The following is a 22389-nucleotide window of genomic DNA, read 5'->3' on the forward strand; positions in this document are numbered from 1 at the left end:
CGCTCGCGCAAACCCGAAGCGCATCGCCGTGCGCGGCGATGGACGCAGAGGACGGAATTCGGCTACAATCGCACGCTTCCTGCATCCGTAGCTCAGCTGGATAGAGTACTGCCCTCCGAAGGCAGGGGTCGCACGTTCGAATCGTGTCGGATGCACCAGATTCAAGTCGGGCTGGATCGAGAGATCCAGCCCTTCGTCTTTGTGCAGCGGCGGAGCGCTTACGGCCGCCCCAACGGATATGCCCCCCCATCCCGTCAAGGACTTCCGGACCGACATCAACGGCCTGCGCGCACTCGCGGTCACTCTGGTCCTGCTCTACCATTTCTCGATGGGCGTAGGCGGCGGCTTCGTCGGCGTCGATGTGTTCTTCGTGATCTCGGGCTATCTGATGACCCGGATCATCAGCCGCGACAGCCCGAAAACCCCTTTCCGGGCCTTCGACTTCTACCTCGCCCGAGTTCGCCGCATCGCGCCAGCGCTGTGGGCGATGACGGGCTGCGTCCTGGTCGCCGGTGCCGCCTGGCTGATGCCGGCCGGGTTTGCGCGTCTCGCCGTCCATGCCCGCGACAGCCTGCTCTTCGTCTCGAACCTGACCTATACGGGCGAGGCGGGTTACTTCGACGCGGCCGCGAACACGAAGTGGCTGCTCCACACCTGGTCGCTCGCGGTCGAATGGCAGTTCTACCTGATCCTGCCCTGGTTCTTCATAGGCCTGCGCCACCTGGGCCTGCCCCGACGCGGCCAGATCCTCGTCTTCGCCGTGCTCGCGCTCGCCTTCTTCGCCAACTGCGCGCTACAGACCCCAAAACAGCCGACCCGGTACTTCTATGGCCTCGACTCGCGCGCCTGGGAGCTGCTGGCCGGAGGCCTGGTGTTCTTCGCAGGCGACCGGCTCTCCCGTCTGGGCTGGGCGCAAAAGCTCGCCGAGCTCGCCGGCCTCGCGCTGATCCTCGCCAGCGCCGCGCTCGCCAGCGAAGCGCTCAAATGGCCGGGCGCCTGGGCCCTGGGGCCGGTCGCCGGTGCAGCACTGGTGTTGCTCGCGAATCGCCGCTCACGGCTGACCGGCAATGCGCTCGCGCAGTGGCTGGGCTATCGATCCTATTCGCTCTACCTGTGGCACTGGCCCGTCGTCGCCTTCCTGAACCTGTGCGGCTATTGGGGCCTGCCCGCCCGGCTGGCGGGCATCGCCGTCGCACTGCTCCTCGCCGAACTGTCCTGGCGCGGGGTCGAGGAGCCGGGCCGCAAGCTCTTTGCGGCGCCGCGCCAGGCCTGGATCGCCGCCGCGCTGTTGCTCGGCGTCCTGGCTTTCGGCCTGCCGGCCGCTCTGACGGCGGCGCGCACGGCCTGGGGCCCTTTCGGAGATGAGGCCGGCGAGATCGCCCGGCTCGAAGAAGCGCACGGCGACTGGGGCTTTGCGGCGAAGACGCACCCCGGCAGCCGGATCACCGCCGAGCTCGCCGCGACCGCGCCGACGAAGCGGCTCACCGTGGTCCTCGGCGATTCGCACGCCGAGCAGTGGTTCCCCCGCATCGAGGCGCTCGCCGAGCGCCCGGCAAAAGTGCTGTTCCTGACCCACGGCGGCTGCCTTCCGATTCCCGGCCACGAGCGGATCGGCTCGCGCGAACCCTGCGGCGAGTTCGCCAGCGAGGCCTGGCGCGAAGCGCTGGCCCTGCGCCCGCAGCACCTGCTGATCACGTCCTCGTGGATACCCTACTTCTTCGAGGCCGACGGCGGCTATGCGCACCTGTCCTGCCATCAGCGGGAAGGCCAGTGTCAGCCGGTCCGCTCGGAAGCCGGGCTCGATGCCTTGTTCGAGCGCTTCGCCGAGCGGGTCCGCGCGGCCAGAGCGCAAGGCATCGCGGTGACGCTGCTGGGTCCGATCCCACAGTCCTTCGAGTCCTATCCCGAAAAGAAGTCGCGACAGATCGCGGCGCGTCACCTGCCGCTGCCCGTCCACGTCGAAGCCTCCCCCGGCCTGCTCGCCGGCTATCTGGACGAGGCGCGCTTTCGCCGCGCTGCGGCTCCGATCGACACCCGGCTGCAGCGGATCGCGCGCGAGACCGGCGCGACCTTCGTCGATCCGGCCGACCACCTGTGTGCGAAGGGCCGCTGCCCGCTGACCGACAGAGAAGGCCGCCCACTCTACAAGGACGAATCGCACCTGCGCCCCGCCAGCGTGATCGACGAGCGCTGCGACTGGTTCGATGAACTGATCTTCGACTGAGGTGCACCGCCCGCCTTACAAAGTTCAATGGACAGCGCAGACCATTTCAGACCTGAACTGATAAGGAAAAAGTGGATGAAAAAGAGAAACGTTCTTCTGTTGCTGTCAGCGCTTTTGATCGATTCGACCGCGTTGGCCGGAGATGTCGTCGGTCACGTTCGTGCGCACGATGGACAGCCCGTCGTCGGAGCGACTGTGGCAATCGGCAATGGCACGCGCGCGCCGAGCGTGACGTCGACGGATTCCGTCGGCGAATATCGCTTTACCGACCTGCCTGCCGGCACCTATGGCGCAACGGCGACGACCCCCGACGCAGGCGCGGCTTACAAGAGCGGAATCGCCGTCGCTGAGCATGGAAGGAGCGAAGGGATAGAACTCGTCCTCGACGCGGCCGCCCCCCGCATTGGCGTGCGCGTGACTTCGCCGACCGGAAAGCTACCGGGCGGACTCGTCGTATTTGCCAACCGCTGGAGCGAGGACACTGGCGACGCTTTCTACACGAAGGCCGTCGACGGAGAATGTCGCCTGTCGGTGATTCCCGGATCGTATCTCGTCGCCGCAAAGGCCCCCGGATGGTACGGCCAGTCGCAACTCGTGAAATTGTCTGGCGGGCCGGCAAGGGTCGAGTTTGGACTCTACCCCGAGAAGGGAAGCGAACCGGCGCTTTCCGCCGAGTTGATCGAGATGGAGCGCGAGGATCAGCGCGTTCGAACTCAGTACCTCAAGGAGTTCGCCAGCAAGGAGGCTCAAGCCGCGATCGCCAAAGTGGACGAGAAGAATAGACAGCGCCTGGTCGAGATCGTCAAAAAATTCGGCTGGCCACGCGCTGAACTCGTCGGATACAGCGCGGAGCAGGCAGCGTGGACGCTCATCCAGCATGAGTCGGGCCAATTGCGCAAGAGCGTGCTCCCGCAGCTCAAAGCGGCAGCAGAGGCCGGCGAGATACCCTTGAACAACTTTGCGCTGTCGGTCGATCGCGACCTCATGACCGACGGGAAGAAGCAGCTCTACGGCAGCCAGTTCCGAGAGAACGCGCAGGGCGAGTGGGAGCTCTACCCTGTCGAGGACGAGGCGAACGTCGACCGCCGACGCGCGCAGATGGGGATGGAGCCGCTCGCCGACTACCGTGCAAAAATCGCTCGAATCTACGGTTCACGCGCCTCCGGGAAATAGCGGGCGAAAAGCCCGGGGTTCCGCGCCAGCTTTGGGCCATCTTGTTGCGATTCAGGGGCCTCTCCCCGCGTTCGGGGAGAGCAAGCCTCTGCGTGCCCCGACCGCGTGAAGCCGCCCCCCGAAACAACGAACGGCCCGCAAGGGGCCGTCTTTTCGTGCGCCTCGCTGAAGATCAGAGCTTCGCGTGCATCAGATCGAGGACGGGCTTGATCTTGCCCTTGCCGGCCGCATCGGCGCTGTCGTAGCGCTTCTGCGTCCACTGCAGCGCGGTCTGACCGTCGTCCTCGGCTTCGGCGACCGCGCGGCGGCCGACCTTGGTCACGATCAGCGTCGCGGCATCGAGCGCGCCCGCCGCCGCCGCGGTGCGCAGCAGCGACAACTTACCGCAGCGGATGTCCTCATAGCTGTGGCGCAGCTCGATCCGGTTCTCGTCGAGCTTGCGGCGCAGCGAAGAGCGGTCGTTCGCCTTCGTGTATTCGCAGATGCTCGAAACAGCACGGTCAAGGTCGTCTTCGGCCCAGGCGGCATTCGCGCCGAAGATCGCGGCAAGGCTCAGGCAGAGAGTCATTTTTTTCATTTTGCTTTCCTTTCAAGATCGCCGCCGTGCGAGGCACGGCGGCGGGGGGATCAGACCCGGAACTGGACGACCATCTGCTGCAGCCGATCGGCCAGGGCGGCCAGCTCGCGCGCCGAGGAGGCGGTGGATTGGGAACCCGACGCGGTCTGTTCGGCGATGCTGCCGATCTCGTCGACGTTGCGGTTCAGGCCTTGCGTGACCTGGCGCTGGGCAAGCGCCGCTTCAGCGATGCTCTCGCTCATCTGGTCGACACAGCGCATGCTCTCGAGGATCGCGGCGAGCGCTTCACCCGCCTCGCCCGCCTCGCTGACGCTGGCCTGGGTGCGTTCGCGGCTCGCCTGCATCGCCTGAACCGCCTCCTGAACCCCGCCCTGGAGCTGCTCTATCGTCTTCTGGATCGCTGCGGTCGACTCGCGGGTGCGGCTCGCCAGCGTGCGCACTTCGTCGGCGACGACTGCAAAGCCACGCCCCGCCTCACCGGCGCGCGCCGCTTCGATCGCCGCGTTCAGCGCCAGCAGATTGGTCTGTTCGGTCACGTCGCGGATCACATCGACGACGCGGCCGATCTGCTCGCTATAGTCGTCGACGCGGCCGACGACTTCGGCGGCGCTCTCGATGTTCTCGGCGAGGCTGTGAATCGTCTCGAGGTTGGACGAGATCACGGCTCGCCCCTGTTCGGCGACCGAGCGCGCCGAACGGATCTCGTCGAGCGTGCGACCGGCGCTGTCGGCGACCGCATCGACGCTGCGCGACATCTCGTGCATCGCATCGACCATCTCGTCGGTCCGATTCTTCTGCTGAGCGATACCGGCGTTGGTCTGCTGCGTGACGGCCGCCGTGTGTTCGCTGGCCGCGGCAAGCCTGGCCGCATCCTGAGTGACTTCTTTGAGCATGTCGCGCAGCTTGTCGGTCAGCTCGTTGACCCAGCGCCCGAGGTTCGCGAACTCGTCGCTGCCGGCAATGCGCACATGCTGGGTCATGTCGCCTCCGGCGACGAGCTTGAGCTGGGTCACGACCTTTTCGAGCGGCGAGCGGATCGACAGGGTCACAAACCAGGCGGTCGCACCGGCGAGGCCCAGCGCGACGAGCCCGATCAGCGCCATCGCGATGCTCGCGGTCGTGCCGGTCGCGAGTCCCGCCTTGAGCGACTCGTCGGTGCGGTGTTCGGCCAGCGCATCGAGCTCGCCGAGCTTGCGCCGCGTCGCCTCTATCTTCTGGTTCAACCCGGCGAGCAGCTTGTCCGCCCTCTCCTCGCTCTCCAGACCGCTGACGAAGTGGGTCAGCGCGGCATCCGGCCCGGCCAGCAGGCCGACATAGTGCTCGACCGAGCTGCTCAGTGCGTCGGCTCCGTGCAAGGCCTTCGCCTCTCCGGCCAGATCCTGGGCCTGGGCAGCGAGGTCTTTCGCGGCGATCCGGGCGCCGGCGAGTTGCGGGCGCTGCAGCGCGTCGGTCGCGGCGATCACGCCCTGCTTGACGTCCTTCTTCAGCTTCGCGATTGCGGCGCGATTGGCGCCTCCCTTGTCGAGCTGGTCGGCAAGCGCGGCGTCGAGTTCGTCAGCGCTGTCTTCGAGCGCCCCCCTCGCCTTCTCGGTCGCCTTGAACTTCGCGACATATTCGCCGTGTGCCTTCAGGGTCTGCGAGGCGGTCGAGGTCACCTCCCCGAGCAGACCATGCAGGGCATTGACCGCTTCGACGAGTTCGGGATCTCCTCCGGAATCGCCGCTCGCGCCGATCTGGCGACTCAGACTCTCGAAACGGCTCTGCAATTCGGGGAGCTTCTCCGGGTCGCGGCTCGCGTGATAGGTATCGACGAGGCGGCCGACCTCGAGCAGGCGGACGGTCAAGGTCTGGCTGTCGATGCGGATGTGCGCGGCGGAAGCGACCGACTTCAACGCGCCATCGACCCGGCTCAGGCCGATCAATCCGGAGCCGCCGACCGCGACCAGCAGCGCGGCCAGCACGGCAAACCCACCAGCGATGCGCTGGACAACAGTGAATCGGGAAAACACGCGGCATCTCTCCTGTCCTTCGTGGGGGGATCCTCCGCGGCACCGCACCTGGGCGGCGCCGTCGGGGACGAAGAACGACAGGAAGTGCAGGTCAACACATCACCCCCTGTGTTCAGGAGGGCTATCGGCCTGGGAGAGAAGTCTTTAAGACGGGATTATTGGATAGATATTATCGTTTTTATCAATAATACCAATTTCATAGATTCAAACTCAGACCCGGAAGCGCTCGGCGGCTTTGCGCATCGCATCCGCGAGCGCCGCGAGCTCGTGTGAAATTCCGGCAGCCTCCCCGGCGCCCCGGCAGTTCTCTTCGCTCATCCGGGCGATCTGCTCGACGTGCGCGGCGATCTGATTGCTCGCCTCGCCCTGCTCCCTGAGCGCCCCCGAGATCGCATTGACCTCGTCCTCGGCTTCGCGGGTTCGCTCATTGATGAGCCTGACGGATTCCCCCGCACTGTCGGCGACCGCGACGCCGGATTCGACCAGCGAAACCGCAGCCCCCATGCTCGCCGCAGCGCCGTCCACACCTGACTGGATCGCCGCGATCTTGGTACCGATATCCTGGGTTGCATGCGCAGTCCGCTCGGCCAGCTTGCGCACCTCGTCGGCGACGACCGCGAAACCGCGGCCTTGCTCGCCGGCGCGGGCGGCTTCAATTGCGGCATTGAGGGCGAGCAGATTGGTCTGATCGGCGACTTCCTTGATCGCCTGAACGATGCCGGAAATTTCGCGGGAGGCCGCGCCCAGCGTCCCGATCGAGTCCCCGGTCTGGGCGATCCTGCCGGCGATCTCCTTCATCCTGCGCACCGACTCCCCGATGACTTCGCTGCCCTCATGGGCGGCCTCCCCGGACTTGTGCGACAGATCAAATGCCCGGCCGGCATTGTCAGCCACCTGATTGATGCTGACCGTCAGCTCCTCAATCGTCGCCGCCATACTCGAAGCGGCTTCCGATTGCCGCTCCGAGCTTCCGGAGACCTGCCTGGCGGCGGCCGAAAGCCGACCCGCCGTCTCCGCGTTGCGGGCGATACCCTCGAGCAGTTCCTTCAGCGTCGTACGCACTGACGCGACCAGCCTATTGACGGCCTCAGCCGTCTCTCCGACTTCGTCGCTCCTGACCACGTCGAGGCGAAGCGTAAAGTCAGATTCGCTCGCCATCCGCGCGGTCGTCTGGCTGATCTTGCGCAGAGGTGGGATCACCGACTGGAAGAGCCAATAGCTCATCGCCACCGCGACGGCCAGAGCCGCCACGGTGACTGCGATCAGCATCCTGTTCGCAGTGGAAGAGCTCCGCTGGGCTTCCTCCCTGATCAGGGAAGCCCCTTCGGTGCTGTTCGCCACCAGCTTGTCGACCGCGGGCAGCAGATCGCGAAACGCCTTGCGGGAATCGCCGCGGAAGTAGGCCAGACCCGCCTCCATGTTGCCCGCCCGAACCAGGGCTTCCAGCTGCTGATGGGTCTGCAGGTAAGCGCCGAGCTTGGCCTCAAACGTCTCATGGAGAGCCTTTTCGTCGCCCGACACGAGAAGGGGCAGCAGAGCCTGCTCTTCGCTCTTCAGATCGGCGAAGTTCTTCGTCATGCGCCCCAGCGTCTCATCGATCTCCTCGGGAGAACGAGTCAGCAAAAGCTGGGTCTCCCGATTCCGGTAGTCGACCAAAGACGCCTTCATCGCCGAACTGTGCTGAACCTTTGGCAAGGAGCTCGCGTTTATTCGGTCAAGCACTCCCGATACATCGCCCAAGCCGATGATCCCGATTCCCCCGACGAAGACGGTCAGCAAAGAGAGGATTGCGAAAGATGCAATCAATTTCCGGGAGATACGCATGTTGGCCAGTCCTGTCATCGGAGATGACTCAGATTATTCTTTAGTCATCTCCGCCGCAAACCGGACATGGCTTGATCTGACCCACCTCAGAACGACTGCCCCAGGACCCGGACGACACCGGCCTCGTGGCTCGGATGCATCAGCGAATCGCGGGTCATCGCGCTCATCGGCACTTTCAGCGTCGGGGTGTTGAACCACCGGTCGTAGATCGCATTGATCTCTCCGCTCGCGAACAGCGCCGCCAGCGCCTTGTCGACGAGAGCGAGGAGCTGTTTGTCGTCCTTGCGCACAACGAGACCGACAGGCTCCACGGACAGACCGGCGCCGACGACCGCGAACTGCTCGGGATGGCTCAGCCGCCCCATCTGGCCGGCCAGCTGCACCTCCTGCTGGGCAAATGCGTCGACCTTCCCGGCATCGAGCGCCCGCACCGCCTCGCCGTTGCCGGCGAAAACCTGCAGCTTCATCCCCGCCCCGCTCGCCTGGAGTCCGCTGAAGATCTTCTCGGAGGTGGTTCCGCGAACGATTCCGACCCGTTTGCCATTCAGCGATTCGAGTCCGGAAATCCCGGAATCCTTGCGCACCAGAAGACGGGTGCCGGACACGAAGATCGAGTAGCTGAAAGCCACTTTCTGCTGGCGGGATTTGAGGTTGGTCGTCGAACCGCATTCGATGTCGATCGCGCCCGAAGCGATCTTGTCGAACCTGTCCTCGGTCGTCACCTTCTGGAAAGAGAGTTTGAGCTCGGAGAGCTTCAGCTCCCGGCGCAGCGCATCGGCGACTTTCCGGCAGATGTCGATCGTATAGCCGACCGGCTGTTTCTGTTCGTTGAGATAGGAGAACGGAATGGCGGCCTCGCGCACGCCGACGAGCAGCGTGCGGGTCGCGCGTATCCGCTCAAGGCTGTCCGCGGCGCTCGCGGCGAGCGGAACCAGCAAAAGGGCGAGCAAGGCGCATCCGAGCAGTGACCTGATTGTCCGAGTATTCATCGCATCTCTTCCGCAGCATCTCGTTGACGGAGCCGGAGTTTCCGGCGTGAGGAAACCGCAAAGGCGCAGGATCACCCGACGCCCACAAGGAAGGATAGAAGATGAAAGCGCTGTCCGCGCCCCAAGGCGGACAGCGCGTCCATGAAACCGGACACGGCTTCATGGACGACTCCCGGGCGTCAGTCGACCGCGGGCTTGACCAGGCCGTCGGCCTTGAACATGTGCTTGATGCCGCGCACGGCCTGACGGATCCGCGCCTCGTTCTCGATCAGCGCAAAACGGACGTGATCGTCGCCGTAGTCGCCGAAACCGACTCCGGGCGATACGGAAACCTTGGCCTTTTCGAGCAGCTGCTTCGCGAACTCGAGCGAACCGAGCTGGCGATAGGGTTCGGGAATCCTCGCCCAGATGTACATCGAAGCCTTGGGCAGTTCGACATTCCAGCCCGCTTCGGTCAGGCCCTTGTACAGCACGTCGCGTCGCTTCTGGTAGGTCTCGGCAATCTCCCTGACGCAGCTCTGATCGCCTTCGAGCGCCGCGATCGCGGCGACCTGCAGCGGCGTGAAGGTGCCGTAGTCGTGGTAGCTCTTGATCCGCGCCAGCGCCGCGACGAGGTCGGGGTTGCCGACCATGAAGCCGATCCGCCAGCCGGCCATGTTGTAGCTCTTCGACAGCGTGAAAAACTCGACTGCAATGTCCTTGGCGCCCGGCACCTGCATGATCGAAGGCGCCTTCCAGCCGTCGAACACGATGTCGGCATAGGCGAGGTCATGGACGACGAAAATGTCGTGCTTCTTCGCCAGCGCGACGACGCGTTCGAAGAAGTCGAGCTCGACGCACTGCGCGGTCGGATTGGACGGGAAGCCGAGCACCATCATCTTCGGCTTCGGATAGGTGCCGCGTATCGTGTTCTCGAGTTCCGCGAAGAAATCGACACCGGGGACCAGCGGCACCGAGCGGATGTCGGCGCCAGCGATCACCGCACCGTAGATGTGGATCGGATAGCTCGGATCGGGCACCAACACCGTGTCGCCACGGTCGAGCGTCGCGAGCATCAGGTGGGCGAGGCCTTCCTTCGAGCCGATCGTGACGATCGCTTCGCTGTCGGGGTCGATTTCGACGTCGTAGCGCTCCCGATACCAGCGCGAGATCGCGCGGCGCAGCCGGGGAATGCCACGAGAAGCCGAATAACCGTGGGTATCGGGACGCTGGGCGACTTCGACGAGCTTGGCAACGATATGGGCGGGAGTTGCCCCATCGGGATTACCCATGCTCATGTCGATGATGTCTTCGCCGCGGTGGCGGGCGGCCAGCTTCAGCTCGCTGGTGATGTTGAAGACGTAGGGAGGGAGACGATCGATGCGCGCAAAGCGGCGCTTGCCCGAGGCGGACATGGCGAACCTTTCACGTAAGCGCCCGGAACCGTCCGAGCGACGTGGCCGCGGGAGCGGCCGGCCGTCATGTTACGCCTTTGCCGCTCAGGCGGCTTGCGATGTGGCCTCGGCGTCGGCCGGAGCTTCGAGGCGCACTTTCGACAGCTCGACCGCTTCGAACACGACCTTGCCGTCGCCGGGGATCACCATGCTGTCGCCGGGTTTCAGCACATGGTCGCCAGCCTGATCGGGAGTCGTAACCCATACGCCCCCGCTGATGACGGCCATCCGGTATCCGGCATAACGGTCCAGAGTGGTCGGACTGGACGCTTCGATAACGATAAGCTTGTGAGCGAGATCGACTCTCATGACAGACTCCGTAGAGGGGGATTCGATGGTGTCATTCTGGCCCGGCCCGGGCTTCTGCGCTTTCATGCTTTCTCACTGACTCGTGAGTCCCGCTAACAAGCGCGCCCTTCCCCCTCTGCCGCCGCTCGCCGCGCTGCGCGCCTTCGAAGTCGCCGCGCGCCTGGGCAGCATGTCGGCCGCCGCCGAAGAGCTGTCGGTGACTCACGGCGCGGTCAGCCAGCAGGTCCGCGCGCTGGAGGACTGGCTGGGCCAGCCGCTCTTCGAGCGGCGCGGCCGGCGCCTGATCCTCAGCGCGAGCGGCGAGCAGCTCGCCGAGGTCGCGCACGAATCGCTGCGCCACATCGGCGAGGCGGTCGCGGTGCTGCGCCGGCGCAAGAACCCGCGCCGCCTGACCGTGACGACCTTCCCGTCCTTCGCCGCCCGCTGGCTCAGCCCGCGGATCGGCCGCTTCCTCGAACACGAGCCCGACATCGAGCTGAACATCGTCTCGACCGAGAGCCAGCTCGACCTGATCCGCGACGGCATCGATGTCGCGATCCGCTTCGGCCCGGGCGGCTATCCTGAGGCCTGCTGCGAGTACCTGATGGACGACGCGCTGCTCGTCGTGTGCAGCCCGGACTACCGGGGCGGCGCGCTGCCGCGCACGCCCGCCGATCTGAAGGATGCAGAGTTACTGCACGGCACCGGCGAGGACTGGCCGATCTGGTTCAAGGCCGCCGGGCAGGACCGACCCGAGCCGCGCGGCGGCATCAGCTACAACGATTCGAGCCTCGCGCTGCAGGCCGCGATTGACGGCGGCGGCGTGCTGCTGACCCGGCTGCGCCTGGCCCAGGACGCATTGCGCGCGCACCGGCTGATCCAACTCTTCGACGTGCGCTGCCCCGTGCCCTGGCGCTACTGGCTGCTGACGCCCCCCGGCCAGAGCGCCTCGCCGCTGATCGCGCGCTTTCGCGAATGGCTGCTCAGCGAGGTCGCGGCCGAGCAGCAGGGCCGCGGCCCGGCTCGTCCAGACGGACTGTAGGGGCCTTCGGATTGGCTGAGCCGATCAATATTCCAGCCACCATGGAACGTTCTTTTCTCCTCGATAAACCTTCCCGTCGTAATGAAAAACCTGCTGCTCTGTGCGGTTTTTGTGTTTACCAAGACGCGGGCCATTTGAATCGGCCGTGATTTTTGCCGTTACCTGTAGATCGGAAAGACCGTTTGTTCTGGTCGTCCCGACGCCTATCGTCAGCTTGGCATTTTCCCATACTGCATTGGAAGATTCAGTGCTGAGACAACCACTGAACGACTTCTGCTTGTTCATAGCCAGATTCAAAACAGGCCGCAGCTGCTTTCCTTCCGGTACGAATAGAGTCAGCTCGTCGCTCCAACTCGCTTCCCCACAACTGGGTCCCATGCTAGAACTATCGAAACGGACAGCAAAAGCCCTGACCCCGTCGGCAAGCTGATATCTCGCTGTATCAATCCGCAGACTGCCAGCCCCGAATTCTGTTGCGGCATCCTCATCTACGGTTTTTTTATAGTGGCTGCTCACCCGCCATGATTTTCTATCTATCACGGCAACAACAAGCTGTTTTTCGTATTCCTCTCCCGCGTCATAGGCAAGCGCAGCGAGAATGAAACGCTCGTCATAGGGCCATATCTTGCAGGACTCGGATACGACATTCCCCCCCTCACCGGAAGAGAGCTCAACGGTTTTCAGGTCAGTCATGACCGCTTCGTAGACTTCCGGCACGCAGGTCTTTTCCTCGCTTCGAGCCTGTACGCTACCCGCTACGAGACATACGGCTAATGCCGCAGAGAAATTGGAGAGTTTCATTGAATCCTCCGTTGAGTTTGATCTGCCGGTTCGGGCTGTCTCATATTTTAGGGCAATACTCACGGCTTGATCCCAGCCGGCTTTGCTGTTTTTAGGTCGCGAAAGCCCATACCTACTCCCCCCAGCGGCAATAGCGTGGTCTGTTTCACATATCCAGGTGCAGAAACTGGTTGAAGCCGGTCGCGGCGTAATCGCCGAAGGCTTCGCCGTTCGCAAAGCCCATGTTCCGGTAGAGCGCAAGCGCGGGCTCGAAGGCCTCGCCGGAGCCGGTTTCCAGGCTGAGCCGGTGGTAGCCGCGCGCCCGGGCCAGATCGAGCAGATGGGCGAGCAGGCGGCGGGCCGCCCCGCGGCGCAGATGGTCGGGATGAGTGCGCATGGACTTGAGCTCGCCGCTGTCGCCGGAGAGCTCCTTCAGCGCCCCGCATCCGAGCAGCGTGTCGCCCTCCCAGATCGTCCAGAAGCTGATGTGCGGGCTCTGGAGTCCGGACAGATCCAGCGCGAAGACGCTTTCCTTCGGGGATGTGCGGTGCATGCCGGCCAGGTGGATGCGCAGCAGTTCGATGACCTGGGGATCGGAGAAATCACCGGGGACGATTCTCATGCCGGTCTCCTGATGGCGAGGACGTAAGTGGCGGTTTGCGTACCGGTGCTCTCGAAAGCGGAAGCGCCGGTCAGATGAAAGCGCAGGCAGTCCTGTCCGGCCAGCGCGTAGGTCTTGCCGGCGCAGTCGATCTTCAGCTCCCCCGCGAGCAGCAGCAGGTGCTGTTCCAGGCCGCGAACCGGGGGGGAGTCGTACTCGATGCGGGCGCCGGCCGGCAGCTCGGCCCAGATCAGCTCGACCTGATAGCCGGGCTGGGGCGGCGAGATCGAGGTTCTCGCGAATCCGGTTTCGGGATCGTGCCAGCGGAAAGCGTCGGCCCGGCGGATCAGCGAAGGAGCATCCTCTTCCACGTCGAGCAAGAGCTGCGACATCGTGAGGCCATAGGCCGTGCAGAGCTTGCCCAGCACGCCGGCCGTGGGGCTGGTCTCACCCCGCTCTATCCGCGACAGCGTGGCGCGGCTGACACCGGAAGTCTGCGCGACATCTTCGAGCGACAGGCCGCGGTCGCGTCTGAGCGCTTCGAGGCGCAACGCGATGCGCTGTTCAAGCAAATCCATGCCGTCTCCTTTTGGAGAAATATTCCCAAAACAGAGAAATATTCCCTCTCGGCCTGCCGCCTGTCAAGCCCGGAAGCGCTTAGAGCCACACCGCGAAGCCCGATGCGCCGGCGCGCTATGATGCGGCCGACAAACTGGAGTCCGCTTTGGCCTTGCCCGAAACCCTGACCGACCGCCTCGAAATGCCCGCCGCGCTGATCCACGAGCGCGGCGTGGTCCACCTGCTCGAAGCCGCCGATGCCGACCCGGGCTGGATCGCCAGGCAGATTCTGGCCGGCGAATACACGCGGCCTTTCGTCGTCGACGACGGTCGCGTCAAACGCCTGCACTTCAGCTTCGCGCTGGTGCAGAGCGAGATGAGGAAGGACGAACCCTGGTCTCTGCATCTGGCCTACACGCGGGCGATGATGGCCTTCCTGCTGCTCAAACCCCAGCCCCGCCACGTCGTCATCGTCGGTCTGGGCGGAGGGTCGCTGACCAAGTTCTGCCACCGCCAGCTGCCGCGCACGCGGATCACGACGGCCGAGCTGAACCCCGACGTGATCGCCTTCCGCGACGAATTCGCTCTGCCGCCCGACGATGAGCGCCACAGAATCGTCTGCGTCGACGCGGCCGAATACTTCGCGACGACCGAAGAGGCACCCGACGTCGTGCTGCTCGACGGCTACGACGACGAAGGCATCGCTCCCAGCTTCGCAAACGCGAACTTCTATGAAAACCTCGCCGCGAGCCTCGCGCCGCGCGGCATCCTTGTCTGCAACCTGGCGCAAAAGAGCGCGGACAGCGAAAGTCATCTTGCGCTGCTGCGCGAAGTCTTCGGCGAAGTGCTGCTCCTGCCGGTGCCCGAGGAAGGCAACCGGATCGCCTTTGCGTTCAACGATCCGGCCCTGCGCCCCAATCCTGCGCCGATGCGGCGCGAAGCCCGCGCGCTCGCCGAACGGACCGGACTCGACTTCGCCGCCTTCGCGCAAAACCTCCGCGCCACGCGCTGAAACCCGGCCCGCGCAATCCCGCAGTCACAATCGCGGCCCCTGGCTGCGCTATGCTGGATTTTCACTTTTCGTCGGCCGCCCCCCCGTGTCCGAATCCGTACTGTCCGCGCAGAACGAACTCGAACGTCTGATACGGATCGGTGGCGAGGCGCTCGAAGTGCGCGTCGTGCACGAAGTTCGCGCCGGGCGGCACCGCTTCCCGCTCCAGGCGGTGATGCTGGGCAATCCCGACCCGGCCCTGCCGGCGCTGGGCATCTTCGGCGGCATCCACGGCCTGGAGCTGATCGGCGCCGAAGTCGCGCTCGAATACCTGCGCAGCCTGGTGATGCGCCTGGCCTGGGACGAACTGCTCCACGACCAGCTCAAGCGCCTGCGCCTCGTGTTCATGCCCCTGATCAATCCCGGCGGTCTCTGGCGCGGCACCCGCGCCAACCTCAACGGCGTCGACCTGATGCGCAATTCCCCGGTCGACGCGGTCGAACCCGTCGCGTTCATGCTCGGCGGGCAACGCCTGAGCCGGCTGCTGCCCTGGTACCGCGGCCGCCCCGGAGCCGAGATGGAAGCGGAAAACCGCGCGCTCTGCGCGGTCGTCGAAGATGAACTGCTGAAACGGCCGTTCAGCCTGGCCCTCGATTGCCACTCCGGATTCGGACTCGCGGACCGGATCTGGTTTCCCTACGCCCACACCGGACTGCCGATCGCCCACCTCGCCGAGATCCACGCGCTGAAGACTCTGTTCGAGCAGGCCCACATCCATCACGACTACGTCTTCGAGCCGCAGAGCCGCCAGTATCTGACTCATGGCGACATCTGGGATCACCTCTACCGCCTCTCGCTCGCCCGGCCACAGAACATCTTCCTGCCGCTGACCCTGGAGATGGGCTCCTGGCTGTGGGTCAAGAAGAACCCGCGGCAGATCTTCTCGCGCTTCGGCATCTTCAACCCCGGCATCGCCCACCGCCAGCAGCGCGTGCTGCGCCGCCACATCGCGTGGCTGGACTTCCTGGCCCGCGCCGCCTGCAGTTACGCGCGCTGGCTACCCGACGCCGAGTGGCGCCCGCACCACCACGAACTCGCGCTGCGCGAGTGGTATCCGGATCCGCTCCAATGAGCACCTGGATCCTGTTGCGCGGCCTGAGCCGTGAAGCCCGCCACTGGTCATCCTTTCCCGGACTGCTCGGCGAGCGTCTGGGCGAACCGGTGCTCTGTCCCGATCTGCCCGGTTTTGGCACGCGCGCGGGCCAGAGGAGCCCGGCCCGGATCGAGGCGATCGTCGATGAAGTGCGTGCTTCTCTCGCCAGCCATCCCCCGCCCTATCACCTGCTGGCGATGTCGCTGGGCGCGATGATCGGCATCTGCTGGGCCGCCACCCACCCCGAAGAGCTGACAAGCTGTGTGCTGATCAACACCAGCCTGCGTCCCTTCAACCCCTTCTGGCAACGCCTGAGGCCGGCGAACTATGCCGCGCTGATCCGGCTCGCTCTGCCGGGCGCGAGCGAACTCGCGGCGGAGAAAACCGTGCTCGCGACGACGAGCAATCTGATCCGCGCGCCTGAGGCGCTTCTCGCCGACTGGCTCGCCATCCGTCGCAGCGCTCCGCCCCGCAGAAGCGACACGCTGCGCCAGCTCGTGGCGGCGATCCGCTACCGCGCACCGCGCACCGCGCCACAAGTTCCACTGCTGGTTCTGGCGAGCGCCGCGGACAGACTCGTCTCCCCGCGCTGCTCGCAGACTCTGGCCGAACGCTGGGGAGCCGATTACCGCGAACATCCGACGGCAGGCCACGACCTCCCGCTCGACGACGGAGAGTGGACAGTCCAGGCGATCAGCGACTGGCGGAGCGTTCGTCAGAACCCTTGACCGAACGTTTGACAGCCCGACCACCATCGCGGAAAGCATGGCCGATCGCCCGCGTGCCGTCGCGAAAGCCGTGGCCGACCGCGCGCGCCGCATCGCGCGTTCCATGCCCCACGGCCTTGCCCGCCTTCTTCGTGTCGCGGCCGACCTCGTGGGCAACGCCGCTCACGGAATTGCCCGACTCGGACGAGGCCGAAGCGGAGGCTTTCTCCGCGGCAAAACAGGCCCCCGACGCCAGGACGAAAAGCGCGGATGCCGCGAACGAAAGAAAGGTGTTTCGACGATTCATGATTTCTCCTGCAACTTCGGCCTTCAACGCACGGGGATCACGATCGAAGGCAAGGAGATCGTGATCGCGGGACGCGGATAGACGGGAACCGGAACCGCCTCGACAACCGGAACGCCAACCCAGCGCGGATCACGGTAACGATAGCCGCGCTCCTCGAAGCGGAGCGGGGGCGGCGGAGGCAGATAGCGGGCTTCCCGCCAGTCGTGCCGCCAACGGTGATCGTCATCACGATCCCAGTGACGGTCGTAATCGCGGCCGCTGGCGCGGTCGTGCCAGCCCCGATCATAAGCGCGATCGTAATCATGGTCATGGGCAAAGGCCGGTGAAGCGCCGAGCAGGCTGGCACAGGCGAGCACAAGGGCAAGCGTCTTGTTCATTTTCGACTCCGTTATGGCCGCCAGGACGGCAATGCCCTCTCCAACGCGGAAGTCTGCCAAAGGCTGAATCTCGAAATGTAAATGTCGTAAGAAACGTATCCGACGATAATGGTGCCTTTACGCCGAACCGACATGGACACCTCGAAGCTGCCCGCGCTGCCCGAACTCAAACTTGGTCATTACCGCCATTACAAGGGGGGCGAATACGAAGTGCTCGGCGTCGCCCGCCACAGCGAAACGCTCGAAGCGATGGTTCTGTACCGGCCGCTCTACAACGACAGCGGCCTCTGGGTCAGGCCTTACCCGATGTTCTTCGAGTCGGTCGAAGTCGAGGGCCGCCGCGAGCCCCGATTCGCGCTGATCGGCTGAAACGATTGCCGGGACGGGCGATAATCGCGTTTTATCCCTCAGCCAGGCTCCCCCCATGCCCATCTTCGGTATCGGTCTTCACGTCCTGATCGCGCTGTACTTCGGCATCCACGCGATCCGCACCGGCCAGAACCTGTTCTGGCTGATGATCCTGTTCGCGTTTCCGCTGCTCGGAAGCGTCGTCTATCTGTTCGCGATCTACCTGCCCGAGCTGCGCGGCAGCGCCGGCGCGCAGCGGGCAAGACGCGCGATCCGCAGCGCGGTCGCGCCCGGCCAGGCGCTGCGCGAAGCGCGGGGCGCCTTCGAGCAGACGCCGACCGTCGCGGCGCGGCTCAGACTCGCCGATGCGCTCTATGCGAGCGGCGAAGTGACCGAAGCGCTGACGCATTACCGGGAAGCGGCCCAGGGGCCTTTCGCGAGCGATGCCGCGATCCTGTTCGGCCTCGCCCGCGCGCTGCTCGCGAGCGGCGAAGCGGCGGAAGCAAAGGCGACGCTGGACAAGCTGTTCGAAGTCGATCCGTCGCAGAGGGCCAACGCATCGCTGCTCTACGCCCGCGCGCTGTCTGAGGCTTCGGCGCCGGACGCCGAGATCCGCGCCGCGTTCGAGGCCGCGCTCGGCCCGGCCAAAGACGCCGAGGCGCGCTGCCGCTACGCGGACTGGCTCGCCGTGCGCGAGGACGCGGCCGATCGCGAAAAGGCACAGGCTCTGTACCGCGAGATCGTCAAGGATTCCTCGTTCTGGCACCGCCACGCGCACGCGATCAACCGCGAATGGCTCGCCCGCGCGAAGGCCGCGACGCGCTGAGCCTCCCCCCTGGGCGCAAGCGAATCAGTGCGCTTTTAACCGCCCGGCGAGCAGCAGGCGCTTGAACTGCGCTTCCAGCTCGTCCGAGCCGGGAGCGCCCTTTTCCTCTGTGAGGATGAAAGCGAGCACTTTCCTGCCCATCACGACGCTGCAGGATGCAGCCTGCCCGGTCTTGCCTTCGGCGATCTTCTGTTCGGTCTGCTGGCAGCGAAGCACATTCGGTTCGTCGAAACTGAAACCGATGCTCGCGGTCAGATCGTCGCTCTTCGCGAGCGAGTCGCCAAACTTGATCGTCCTGTTCGACTTGCCCTGAGCGACTGCTCCCTTCAGCACCAGAGGGAAGCTACGGGCCAGCACGACCAGTGACCTGAGGCTATCGTCCTTTCTGAAAATACAAGTGTCGCCAGAGATCCCGGCCTCGATTTCGGATTGCGACACCCCGATCCGGATCGTGTGCCCCCCGGAAGGGACAAGGGCCGTGATCGCCTCTGCATCAAGCACATCGCAGGGTGCGCCCGCCGCGGCGCTGACTTCGGCTTCCGCGCTTTTTCGTCGGCTCAGACGCTCGAACGCGGACAGGATTGTCGCGGCATCAGGCTGCTTGTCCCCGGTGCTCCGGATCAGGCTCCAGTTTGCCAACGTCCCGTCCTCGAGTACCGAGAAGCAGACTGTGATGGCCTTGTGCTCGGCCCGCCCGGCCTGCAGTTCCTTGCATCGAACTCCCGCTGCGGGTTTTGCCGCACCCGCAGGTGAAAACGTGGCGATCAGGACGGGAAGCCGCTGGTCGGGCTTTTTGTAAGTGCAGCTTGCCGCTCCATTGCCCAGAGAATCGTCGAAACTGGACTGCGCGCCTTCCAGCGACAGCGCTTCGAGCGCCTGCTCGTCGACGAGGTCACAGAGGGGCCGGTTACCGGCGAATGACGCAGAGGCCAGCAGCATGACCGCAAGCGCGACCAGAGCATGGGACAGGGCTTTCATGATGAAATTCCTTGCCAGGAGAAGGAGGACTGCCTGAAAGGCACATTGGCTGCCGATCCCCCTCCCAGGTCAAGACATACGATCTGATATGGGTAATTCCGGGAGAGGAATACCCTTGGAAGAAAAACAAACAAGGGATGACAATCCTTCAGGTCATTCGAACCAGCCAGCAAAGTAAGCGACCATGAGAAGATTTTTCAGCGAAAAGGCCCAGGCCTCTGTGGCCTATGCGGACATGCCGGGTGAAGCCGGGGTCATCCTGTTCATCCACGGTCTGGGCTGTTCGGGCATTCACGACTATTCGGAAGTCGCGACGCAGCCAGCGCTCGCCGCCTACCGCCGCCTCCTCGTCGACCTGCCGGGCTACGGCTTCAGCGACAAACCCGCGGCGTTCTCGTACTCGGTCGAGGACCAGGCGGGCGTGCTCGCGGAGCTGATCGAGGCACTGGGAATCCCCCGTCTCGCGGTCTTCGGCCACAGCATGGGCGGCGCGATCGCGATCTCGCTGTGCGCGCGGGTCGCCGAGCGCGTCGAAGCGCTGATCATCACCGAGGGCAATCTCGACCCCGGCGGCGGTTTCGCGAGCCTGCGGATCGCCCAAACCCGCGAGGACGACTATATCGGTCGTCAACACTGCGCGTGGGTCGACGAGGAAAGAGCGAAGGGCAATCTCGCGTGGGCCGCGACGCTGGCGGCGGCGTCCCCACTCGCAGTCCATCGCTCGGCGGCTAGCCTCGTCGAGGGGTGCGCGGTCAGCTGGCGCGAACAACTGGCCGGCTTTGCCTTTCCGCGCCACTACCTGATCGGCGAGCGCTCGCTGCCCTATCCAGAGACCGACCGGCTCCCGAAGATCGGCGTCAGCGTCGAAATCCTGCCCGGCGCCGACCACAACATGGCCAACCACAAGTCCGCGGAACTGGCGACCGCGATCGCGGGAGAACTCGCCCGCGTCGGCGCCCGGCGGTGAGGAAACGCTGATGGCTGAAATCGTGCTCTGCTGCGGCAAGGTCTGCAGCGGCAAATCGACCTACGCCCGCCGCCTCGAAGCGGAGCGCGGCTTCCTGCTGCTGTCGGCCGACGAGTGGATGCTGAGGCTCAACGGCGAGATCGCCGACCGGGAAGAGTTCGCCGACAAGCTCTCCCGCTGCAAGGCGCTGATCGCCGATCTGGCCCTGGACCTGCTCGCGCGCGGCATCGACGTCGTGCTCGACTCGGGCTTCTGGACGCGCGAGGAGAGGACTGAGGCGAGAGCGCTCTTTGCCAAAGCGGGGCACAGGGTCTCGCTTCTGCACTTCGCGCTTCCCGACGAGAGGCAGCGCGCCAACCTGGCCACACGCAACGGCGGCCCGGCGGGCTTCCACTATGCCTTCGACGAGGCGACCGTCCTGCAGCTCAATCGCCTCTTCGAAGCTCCGGACGAGGACGAGGGCGCCCTTTCGCCCGCCGAGCACAGCGAATCGCTAGGACGCACGTCCGGCCAAGGAGCCGGCTGAACCTAAATCCTCAGTCGTCCGAGCTGCGCCTCAACGCCGACAGGAAAGCCGCCCCCTTCTGCCGGGGACTGAGGCTCTCGTCGGCGAGCTGTTCGATGAAATCGGACAGGCGCTTGGACTTGACCACCGCGAACAAGGTCACGGCCGCCGACAGCGCGGTCGTGACGATGAAGACAGCGATCCGCTCGGCGAACGGCGCCTCGGCTTCGGCGATCAGGTTCATGCCCAGGAAGCCGGTCGAAATCGTGCCGATCAGACCGAAGATCGTGACGACGGTGAGCCTCATCACCGTGCTCGACTGACGGCGTGCGCTGTCGCTGTCGAGGTAGTTGTTCATGTCGTTGATCTGCTGCTTGACCTCTTCGAACAGCTCCTCGTTGCCGAGGTGTTTCGCCGAACGCGCAAACAGCGACTGGACCTGACCGCGTTCGGAGATCTGGTGGAACCAGTAGCGGTGCGAAAAGCCGAGGAAGAGCGAGAAGACCGAACGAATCCTCTGCTTGAAGCGGCGCACGCTGGCCAGCTTGCGGATGTCCAGGCCGCTGATCGCCGCAGCGAGCCGGTCCGAGAAAGTCAGCAGCGCGACGCGGTGGAAGTGCGCGATCAGGAAGAGCAGAAAGTACTGATGCCGGAACTGCGCCAGCAGACCCCGCTCGTCGTCGCGGAAAAACGCGCTCCCGGCTTCCCCGATCGCGATCAGCGAGTGGCCCGAACAGAGGAAACGGGTATTGGGCCCCTGATCCGAATCGGACCAGTAACGGTCGTCGCAGTAGCGCCGCTCAAATTCGACGACGGAAGGCTCATTCGGCGACAGCGGATCGCCGGGACGCAGATAGGAGATCAGCCCAAGGTGGATGAAATCCTCGCGGCTCAGCGCGCGCGGGTTTTCGAGCGCCAGATAGGCCATGAAGGGCATCCGGTGATATTCGACCTGGCGGTAGCGCAGCGGACCATCCTCGGGCGAGTGCTCGGAGACCATGGGCTGGAGCAGCCAGGCCCAGTGGGCGCCGAGGCAGGGCGCGCGGTTTCGGCAGACATGGCCGAGGTAGCGCTCCCTGTCCCCACTGTCCGAGCGGGACAGCACGACATCGCCTTCACCGAGCCACTCGGAACGGTAGACGTTGTGCAGGCCCTGGCCCGCGTCATCCCACCCTGTCGGATAGGCACGGCCAAAGCGATAGAGCAGATCCTGGACCGTCTCCAGAGGAAGATCGTCGGCCTGCACCTCGACGTTCAGCAGAACGATGTCCAGTTCGAGAAAGAAATAGAGCTGAACATGATCGACGACGAGGCGGATCGGCTCGTCCCCCGGAGCCAGCGTGATCTTCAGCGCCTTCACATCGTCGCGACCGAAAACCCGCATCGGCGCGGCGGAGAGCGGAGCATTGGGGCCGTCCTCGGCACAGCGCGCATCGCCGAACAGGAAGCGCTGCACGAAGGGCAGGAAAGCCAGGAACTCCTTGTAGTGGCGCTCGTAGAACTCTCTGGGCGAGACCGAGAATTCGTCGGCGACCCGGTGCCAGGGATGAACCCAGCGAGGATCGTCGAAAGTGCGCCAGGGCTTGCGCCCCACCTCATCTCCCCAGGCAGCTTCGAGCTGAAGAGGCCACAGCAGAAGGTGGCGGAAGTGGCTGACCTTCTGGGTCAGGGCTTGCGGTTCGGCAGGGAAGGCTTGGTCCATGGGGCATCCGGTCATTGGAACGCGCCCGGA

General features: G+C 64.9%; 23 protein-coding genes and 1 tRNA gene. 11 read left to right on the top strand and 13 right to left on the bottom strand.

The genetic code is table 11. The features are described from left to right. Positions 1-81: 81 nt before the first annotated feature. The 3 genes from ACHFB9_RS17135 (at position 82) to ACHFB9_RS17145 (ending at position 3397) form a co-directional block, all read left to right on the top strand. Positions 82-158, top strand: a tRNA-Arg gene (locus ACHFB9_RS17135). 80 nt (positions 159-238) lie between these two features. Next, the gene (locus ACHFB9_RS17140; protein WP_417068727.1) at positions 239-2224 is read left to right on the top strand and encodes an acyltransferase family protein; all 1986 of its coding nucleotides are present in this window, start codon (positions 239-241) and stop codon (positions 2222-2224) included. Positions 2225-2299: 75 nt separating this feature from the next. Beyond that, complete coding sequence (locus ACHFB9_RS17145) at positions 2300-3397, top strand: DUF6624 domain-containing protein (RefSeq protein ID WP_417068728.1); 1098 nt, start codon at positions 2300-2302, stop codon at positions 3395-3397. A 172-nt stretch (positions 3398-3569) separates the two neighbouring features. Here the strand turns inward: ACHFB9_RS17145 and ACHFB9_RS17150 are convergent, their stop codons facing one another. The 6 genes from ACHFB9_RS17150 to ACHFB9_RS17175 form a co-directional block, all read right to left on the bottom strand. Then, positions 3570-3974: a DUF3718 domain-containing protein gene (locus tag ACHFB9_RS17150; protein WP_417068729.1), complete on the bottom strand. Its 405-nt coding sequence runs from the start codon at positions 3972-3974 to the stop codon at positions 3570-3572. A gap of 50 nt (positions 3975-4024) precedes the next feature. Beyond that, a complete protein-coding gene (locus ACHFB9_RS17155; protein ID WP_417068730.1) occupies positions 4025-5983 on the bottom strand; it encodes a methyl-accepting chemotaxis protein in 1959 nt (652 codons plus the stop codon). A gap of 210 nt (positions 5984-6193) precedes the next feature. After that, entirely contained in the window at positions 6194-7825 is a 1632-nt protein-coding gene (locus tag ACHFB9_RS17160; protein ID WP_417068731.1) for a methyl-accepting chemotaxis protein, read from the bottom strand. 68 nt (positions 7826-7893) lie between these two features. Beyond that, positions 7894-8796, bottom strand: a complete 903-nt coding sequence (locus ACHFB9_RS17165; RefSeq protein ID WP_417068732.1) for an amino acid ABC transporter substrate-binding protein — start codon at positions 8794-8796, stop codon at positions 7894-7896. Positions 8797-8975: 179 nt separating this feature from the next. Beyond that, positions 8976-10190, bottom strand: coding sequence for an alanine transaminase (gene alaC / locus ACHFB9_RS17170; RefSeq protein ID WP_417068733.1), 1215 nt, complete (start codon positions 10188-10190; stop codon positions 8976-8978). Positions 10191-10274: 84 nt separating this feature from the next. Further along, positions 10275-10538: a DUF2917 domain-containing protein gene (locus tag ACHFB9_RS17175; RefSeq protein ID WP_417068734.1), complete on the bottom strand. Its 264-nt coding sequence runs from the start codon at positions 10536-10538 to the stop codon at positions 10275-10277. Between the two features lie 82 nt (positions 10539-10620). Here ACHFB9_RS17175 and gcvA point away from each other — a divergent pair, with 82 nt between their 5' ends. Then, entirely contained in the window at positions 10621-11559 is a 939-nt protein-coding gene (gcvA, locus tag ACHFB9_RS17180) for a transcriptional regulator GcvA (RefSeq protein ID WP_417068735.1), read from the top strand. 24 nt (positions 11560-11583) lie between these two features. On the opposite strand, the gene ACHFB9_RS17185 is transcribed toward gcvA, so the two are convergent. From ACHFB9_RS17185 to ACHFB9_RS17195, 3 genes are all read right to left on the bottom strand, one after another. Further along, a complete protein-coding gene (locus tag ACHFB9_RS17185) occupies positions 11584-12360 on the bottom strand; it encodes a hypothetical protein (protein WP_417068736.1) in 777 nt (258 codons plus the stop codon). 145 nt (positions 12361-12505) lie between these two features. After that, on the bottom strand, positions 12506-12961 hold the full coding sequence (locus tag ACHFB9_RS17190) for a GNAT family N-acetyltransferase (protein ID WP_417068737.1): 456 nt from the start codon (positions 12959-12961) through the stop codon (positions 12506-12508). Beyond that, complete coding sequence (locus tag ACHFB9_RS17195) at positions 12958-13518, bottom strand: helix-turn-helix domain-containing protein (RefSeq protein WP_417068738.1); 561 nt, start codon at positions 13516-13518, stop codon at positions 12958-12960. Before ACHFB9_RS17195 ends, ACHFB9_RS17190 begins: the two co-directional genes overlap by 4 nt. 146 nt (positions 13519-13664) lie before the next feature. Here ACHFB9_RS17195 and ACHFB9_RS17200 point away from each other — a divergent pair, with 146 nt between their 5' ends. The 3 genes from ACHFB9_RS17200 to ACHFB9_RS17210 all read left to right on the top strand — a co-directional run bounded on the left by ACHFB9_RS17200 (position 13665) and on the right by ACHFB9_RS17210 (position 16370). Next, positions 13665-14510 carry a fused MFS/spermidine synthase gene (locus ACHFB9_RS17200; RefSeq protein ID WP_417068739.1) on the top strand — a complete coding sequence of 282 codons (846 nt, stop codon included), beginning with the start codon at positions 13665-13667 and terminating at the stop codon, positions 14508-14510. A gap of 85 nt (positions 14511-14595) precedes the next feature. Next, positions 14596-15621, top strand: coding sequence for a M14 family zinc carboxypeptidase (locus tag ACHFB9_RS17205; RefSeq protein WP_417068740.1), 1026 nt, complete (start codon positions 14596-14598; stop codon positions 15619-15621). Continuing rightward, complete coding sequence (locus ACHFB9_RS17210) at positions 15618-16370, top strand: alpha/beta fold hydrolase (protein ID WP_417068741.1); 753 nt, start codon at positions 15618-15620, stop codon at positions 16368-16370. The genes ACHFB9_RS17205 and ACHFB9_RS17210 overlap by 4 nt, the downstream gene beginning before the upstream one ends. Here ACHFB9_RS17210 and ACHFB9_RS17215 read toward each other — a convergent pair. Both ACHFB9_RS17215 and ACHFB9_RS17220 read right to left on the bottom strand, forming a co-directional pair. Then, on the bottom strand, positions 16336-16656 hold the full coding sequence (locus tag ACHFB9_RS17215; RefSeq protein ID WP_417068742.1) for a hypothetical protein: 321 nt from the start codon (positions 16654-16656) through the stop codon (positions 16336-16338). The two genes, ACHFB9_RS17210 and ACHFB9_RS17215, sit on opposite strands and share 35 nt — an antisense overlap. A 23-nt stretch (positions 16657-16679) precedes the next feature. Continuing rightward, entirely contained in the window at positions 16680-17033 is a 354-nt protein-coding gene (locus ACHFB9_RS17220; RefSeq protein WP_417068743.1) for a hypothetical protein, read from the bottom strand. A 132-nt stretch (positions 17034-17165) separates the two neighbouring features. On the opposite strand from ACHFB9_RS17220, the gene ACHFB9_RS17225 reads away from it, so the two are divergent. Together ACHFB9_RS17225 and ACHFB9_RS17230 are read left to right on the top strand one after the other, a co-directional pair. Further along, the gene (locus ACHFB9_RS17225) at positions 17166-17402 is read left to right on the top strand and encodes a DUF1653 domain-containing protein (protein ID WP_417068744.1); all 237 of its coding nucleotides are present in this window, start codon (positions 17166-17168) and stop codon (positions 17400-17402) included. 55 nt (positions 17403-17457) lie between these two features. Next, entirely contained in the window at positions 17458-18207 is a 750-nt protein-coding gene (locus tag ACHFB9_RS17230; RefSeq protein WP_417068745.1) for a tetratricopeptide repeat protein, read from the top strand. Positions 18208-18231: 24 nt separating this feature from the next. Here ACHFB9_RS17230 and ACHFB9_RS17235 read toward each other — a convergent pair whose 3' ends face one another. Further along, the gene (locus ACHFB9_RS17235) at positions 18232-19185 is read right to left on the bottom strand and encodes a hypothetical protein (protein WP_417068746.1); all 954 of its coding nucleotides are present in this window, start codon (positions 19183-19185) and stop codon (positions 18232-18234) included. Positions 19186-19369: 184 nt separating this feature from the next. Between ACHFB9_RS17235 and ACHFB9_RS17240 the strand changes: the two genes are divergently transcribed. Next, positions 19370-20152 carry an alpha/beta fold hydrolase gene (locus tag ACHFB9_RS17240; RefSeq protein ID WP_417068747.1) on the top strand — a complete coding sequence of 261 codons (783 nt, stop codon included), beginning with the start codon at positions 19370-19372 and terminating at the stop codon, positions 20150-20152. 10 nt (positions 20153-20162) lie between these two features. Then, on the top strand, positions 20163-20678 hold the full coding sequence (locus ACHFB9_RS17245; protein ID WP_417068748.1) for an AAA family ATPase: 516 nt from the start codon (positions 20163-20165) through the stop codon (positions 20676-20678). Between the two features lie 10 nt (positions 20679-20688). On the opposite strand, the gene ACHFB9_RS17250 is transcribed toward ACHFB9_RS17245, so the two are convergent. Continuing rightward, the gene (locus tag ACHFB9_RS17250) at positions 20689-22359 is read right to left on the bottom strand and encodes a CorA family divalent cation transporter (protein ID WP_417068749.1); all 1671 of its coding nucleotides are present in this window, start codon (positions 22357-22359) and stop codon (positions 20689-20691) included. Between the last annotated feature and the right edge of the window lie 30 nt (positions 22360-22389).

Source organism: Niveibacterium terrae (assembly GCF_048213115.1).
Lineage (GTDB): Bacteria > Pseudomonadota > Gammaproteobacteria > Burkholderiales > Rhodocyclaceae > Niveibacterium > Niveibacterium terrae.

Coding starts and splice junctions, on each gene's coding strand:
- ACHFB9_RS17165 (WP_417068732.1), bottom strand. CDS start 8,796: ATGAATACTCGGACAATCAGGTCACTGCTCGGATGCGCCTTGCTCGCC.
- ACHFB9_RS17195 (WP_417068738.1), bottom strand. CDS start 13,518: ATGGATTTGCTTGAACAGCGCATCGCGTTGCGCCTCGAAGCGCTCAGA.
- ACHFB9_RS17145 (WP_417068728.1), top strand. CDS start 2,300: ATGAAAAAGAGAAACGTTCTTCTGTTGCTGTCAGCGCTTTTGATCGAT.
- ACHFB9_RS17225 (WP_417068744.1), top strand. CDS start 17,166: ATGGACACCTCGAAGCTGCCCGCGCTGCCCGAACTCAAACTTGGTCAT.
- ACHFB9_RS17245 (WP_417068748.1), top strand. CDS start 20,163: ATGGCTGAAATCGTGCTCTGCTGCGGCAAGGTCTGCAGCGGCAAATCG.
- ACHFB9_RS17175 (WP_417068734.1), bottom strand. CDS start 10,538: ATGAGAGTCGATCTCGCTCACAAGCTTATCGTTATCGAAGCGTCCAGT.
- ACHFB9_RS17215 (WP_417068742.1), bottom strand. CDS start 16,656: ATGAATCGTCGAAACACCTTTCTTTCGTTCGCGGCATCCGCGCTTTTC.
- ACHFB9_RS17190 (WP_417068737.1), bottom strand. CDS start 12,961: ATGAGAATCGTCCCCGGTGATTTCTCCGATCCCCAGGTCATCGAACTG.
- ACHFB9_RS17235 (WP_417068746.1), bottom strand. CDS start 19,185: ATGAAAGCCCTGTCCCATGCTCTGGTCGCGCTTGCGGTCATGCTGCTG.
- ACHFB9_RS17240 (WP_417068747.1), top strand. CDS start 19,370: ATGAGAAGATTTTTCAGCGAAAAGGCCCAGGCCTCTGTGGCCTATGCG.
- ACHFB9_RS17230 (WP_417068745.1), top strand. CDS start 17,458: ATGCCCATCTTCGGTATCGGTCTTCACGTCCTGATCGCGCTGTACTTC.
- ACHFB9_RS17140 (WP_417068727.1), top strand. CDS start 239: ATGCCCCCCCATCCCGTCAAGGACTTCCGGACCGACATCAACGGCCTG.
- ACHFB9_RS17160 (WP_417068731.1), bottom strand. CDS start 7,825: ATGACAGGACTGGCCAACATGCGTATCTCCCGGAAATTGATTGCATCT.
- ACHFB9_RS17150 (WP_417068729.1), bottom strand. CDS start 3,974: ATGAAAAAAATGACTCTCTGCCTGAGCCTTGCCGCGATCTTCGGCGCG.
- ACHFB9_RS17250 (WP_417068749.1), bottom strand. CDS start 22,359: ATGGACCAAGCCTTCCCTGCCGAACCGCAAGCCCTGACCCAGAAGGTC.
- ACHFB9_RS17220 (WP_417068743.1), bottom strand. CDS start 17,033: ATGAACAAGACGCTTGCCCTTGTGCTCGCCTGTGCCAGCCTGCTCGGC.
- alaC (WP_417068733.1), bottom strand. CDS start 10,190: ATGTCCGCCTCGGGCAAGCGCCGCTTTGCGCGCATCGATCGTCTCCCT.
- ACHFB9_RS17185 (WP_417068736.1), bottom strand. CDS start 12,360: ATGAAACTCTCCAATTTCTCTGCGGCATTAGCCGTATGTCTCGTAGCG.
- ACHFB9_RS17210 (WP_417068741.1), top strand. CDS start 15,618: ATGAGCACCTGGATCCTGTTGCGCGGCCTGAGCCGTGAAGCCCGCCAC.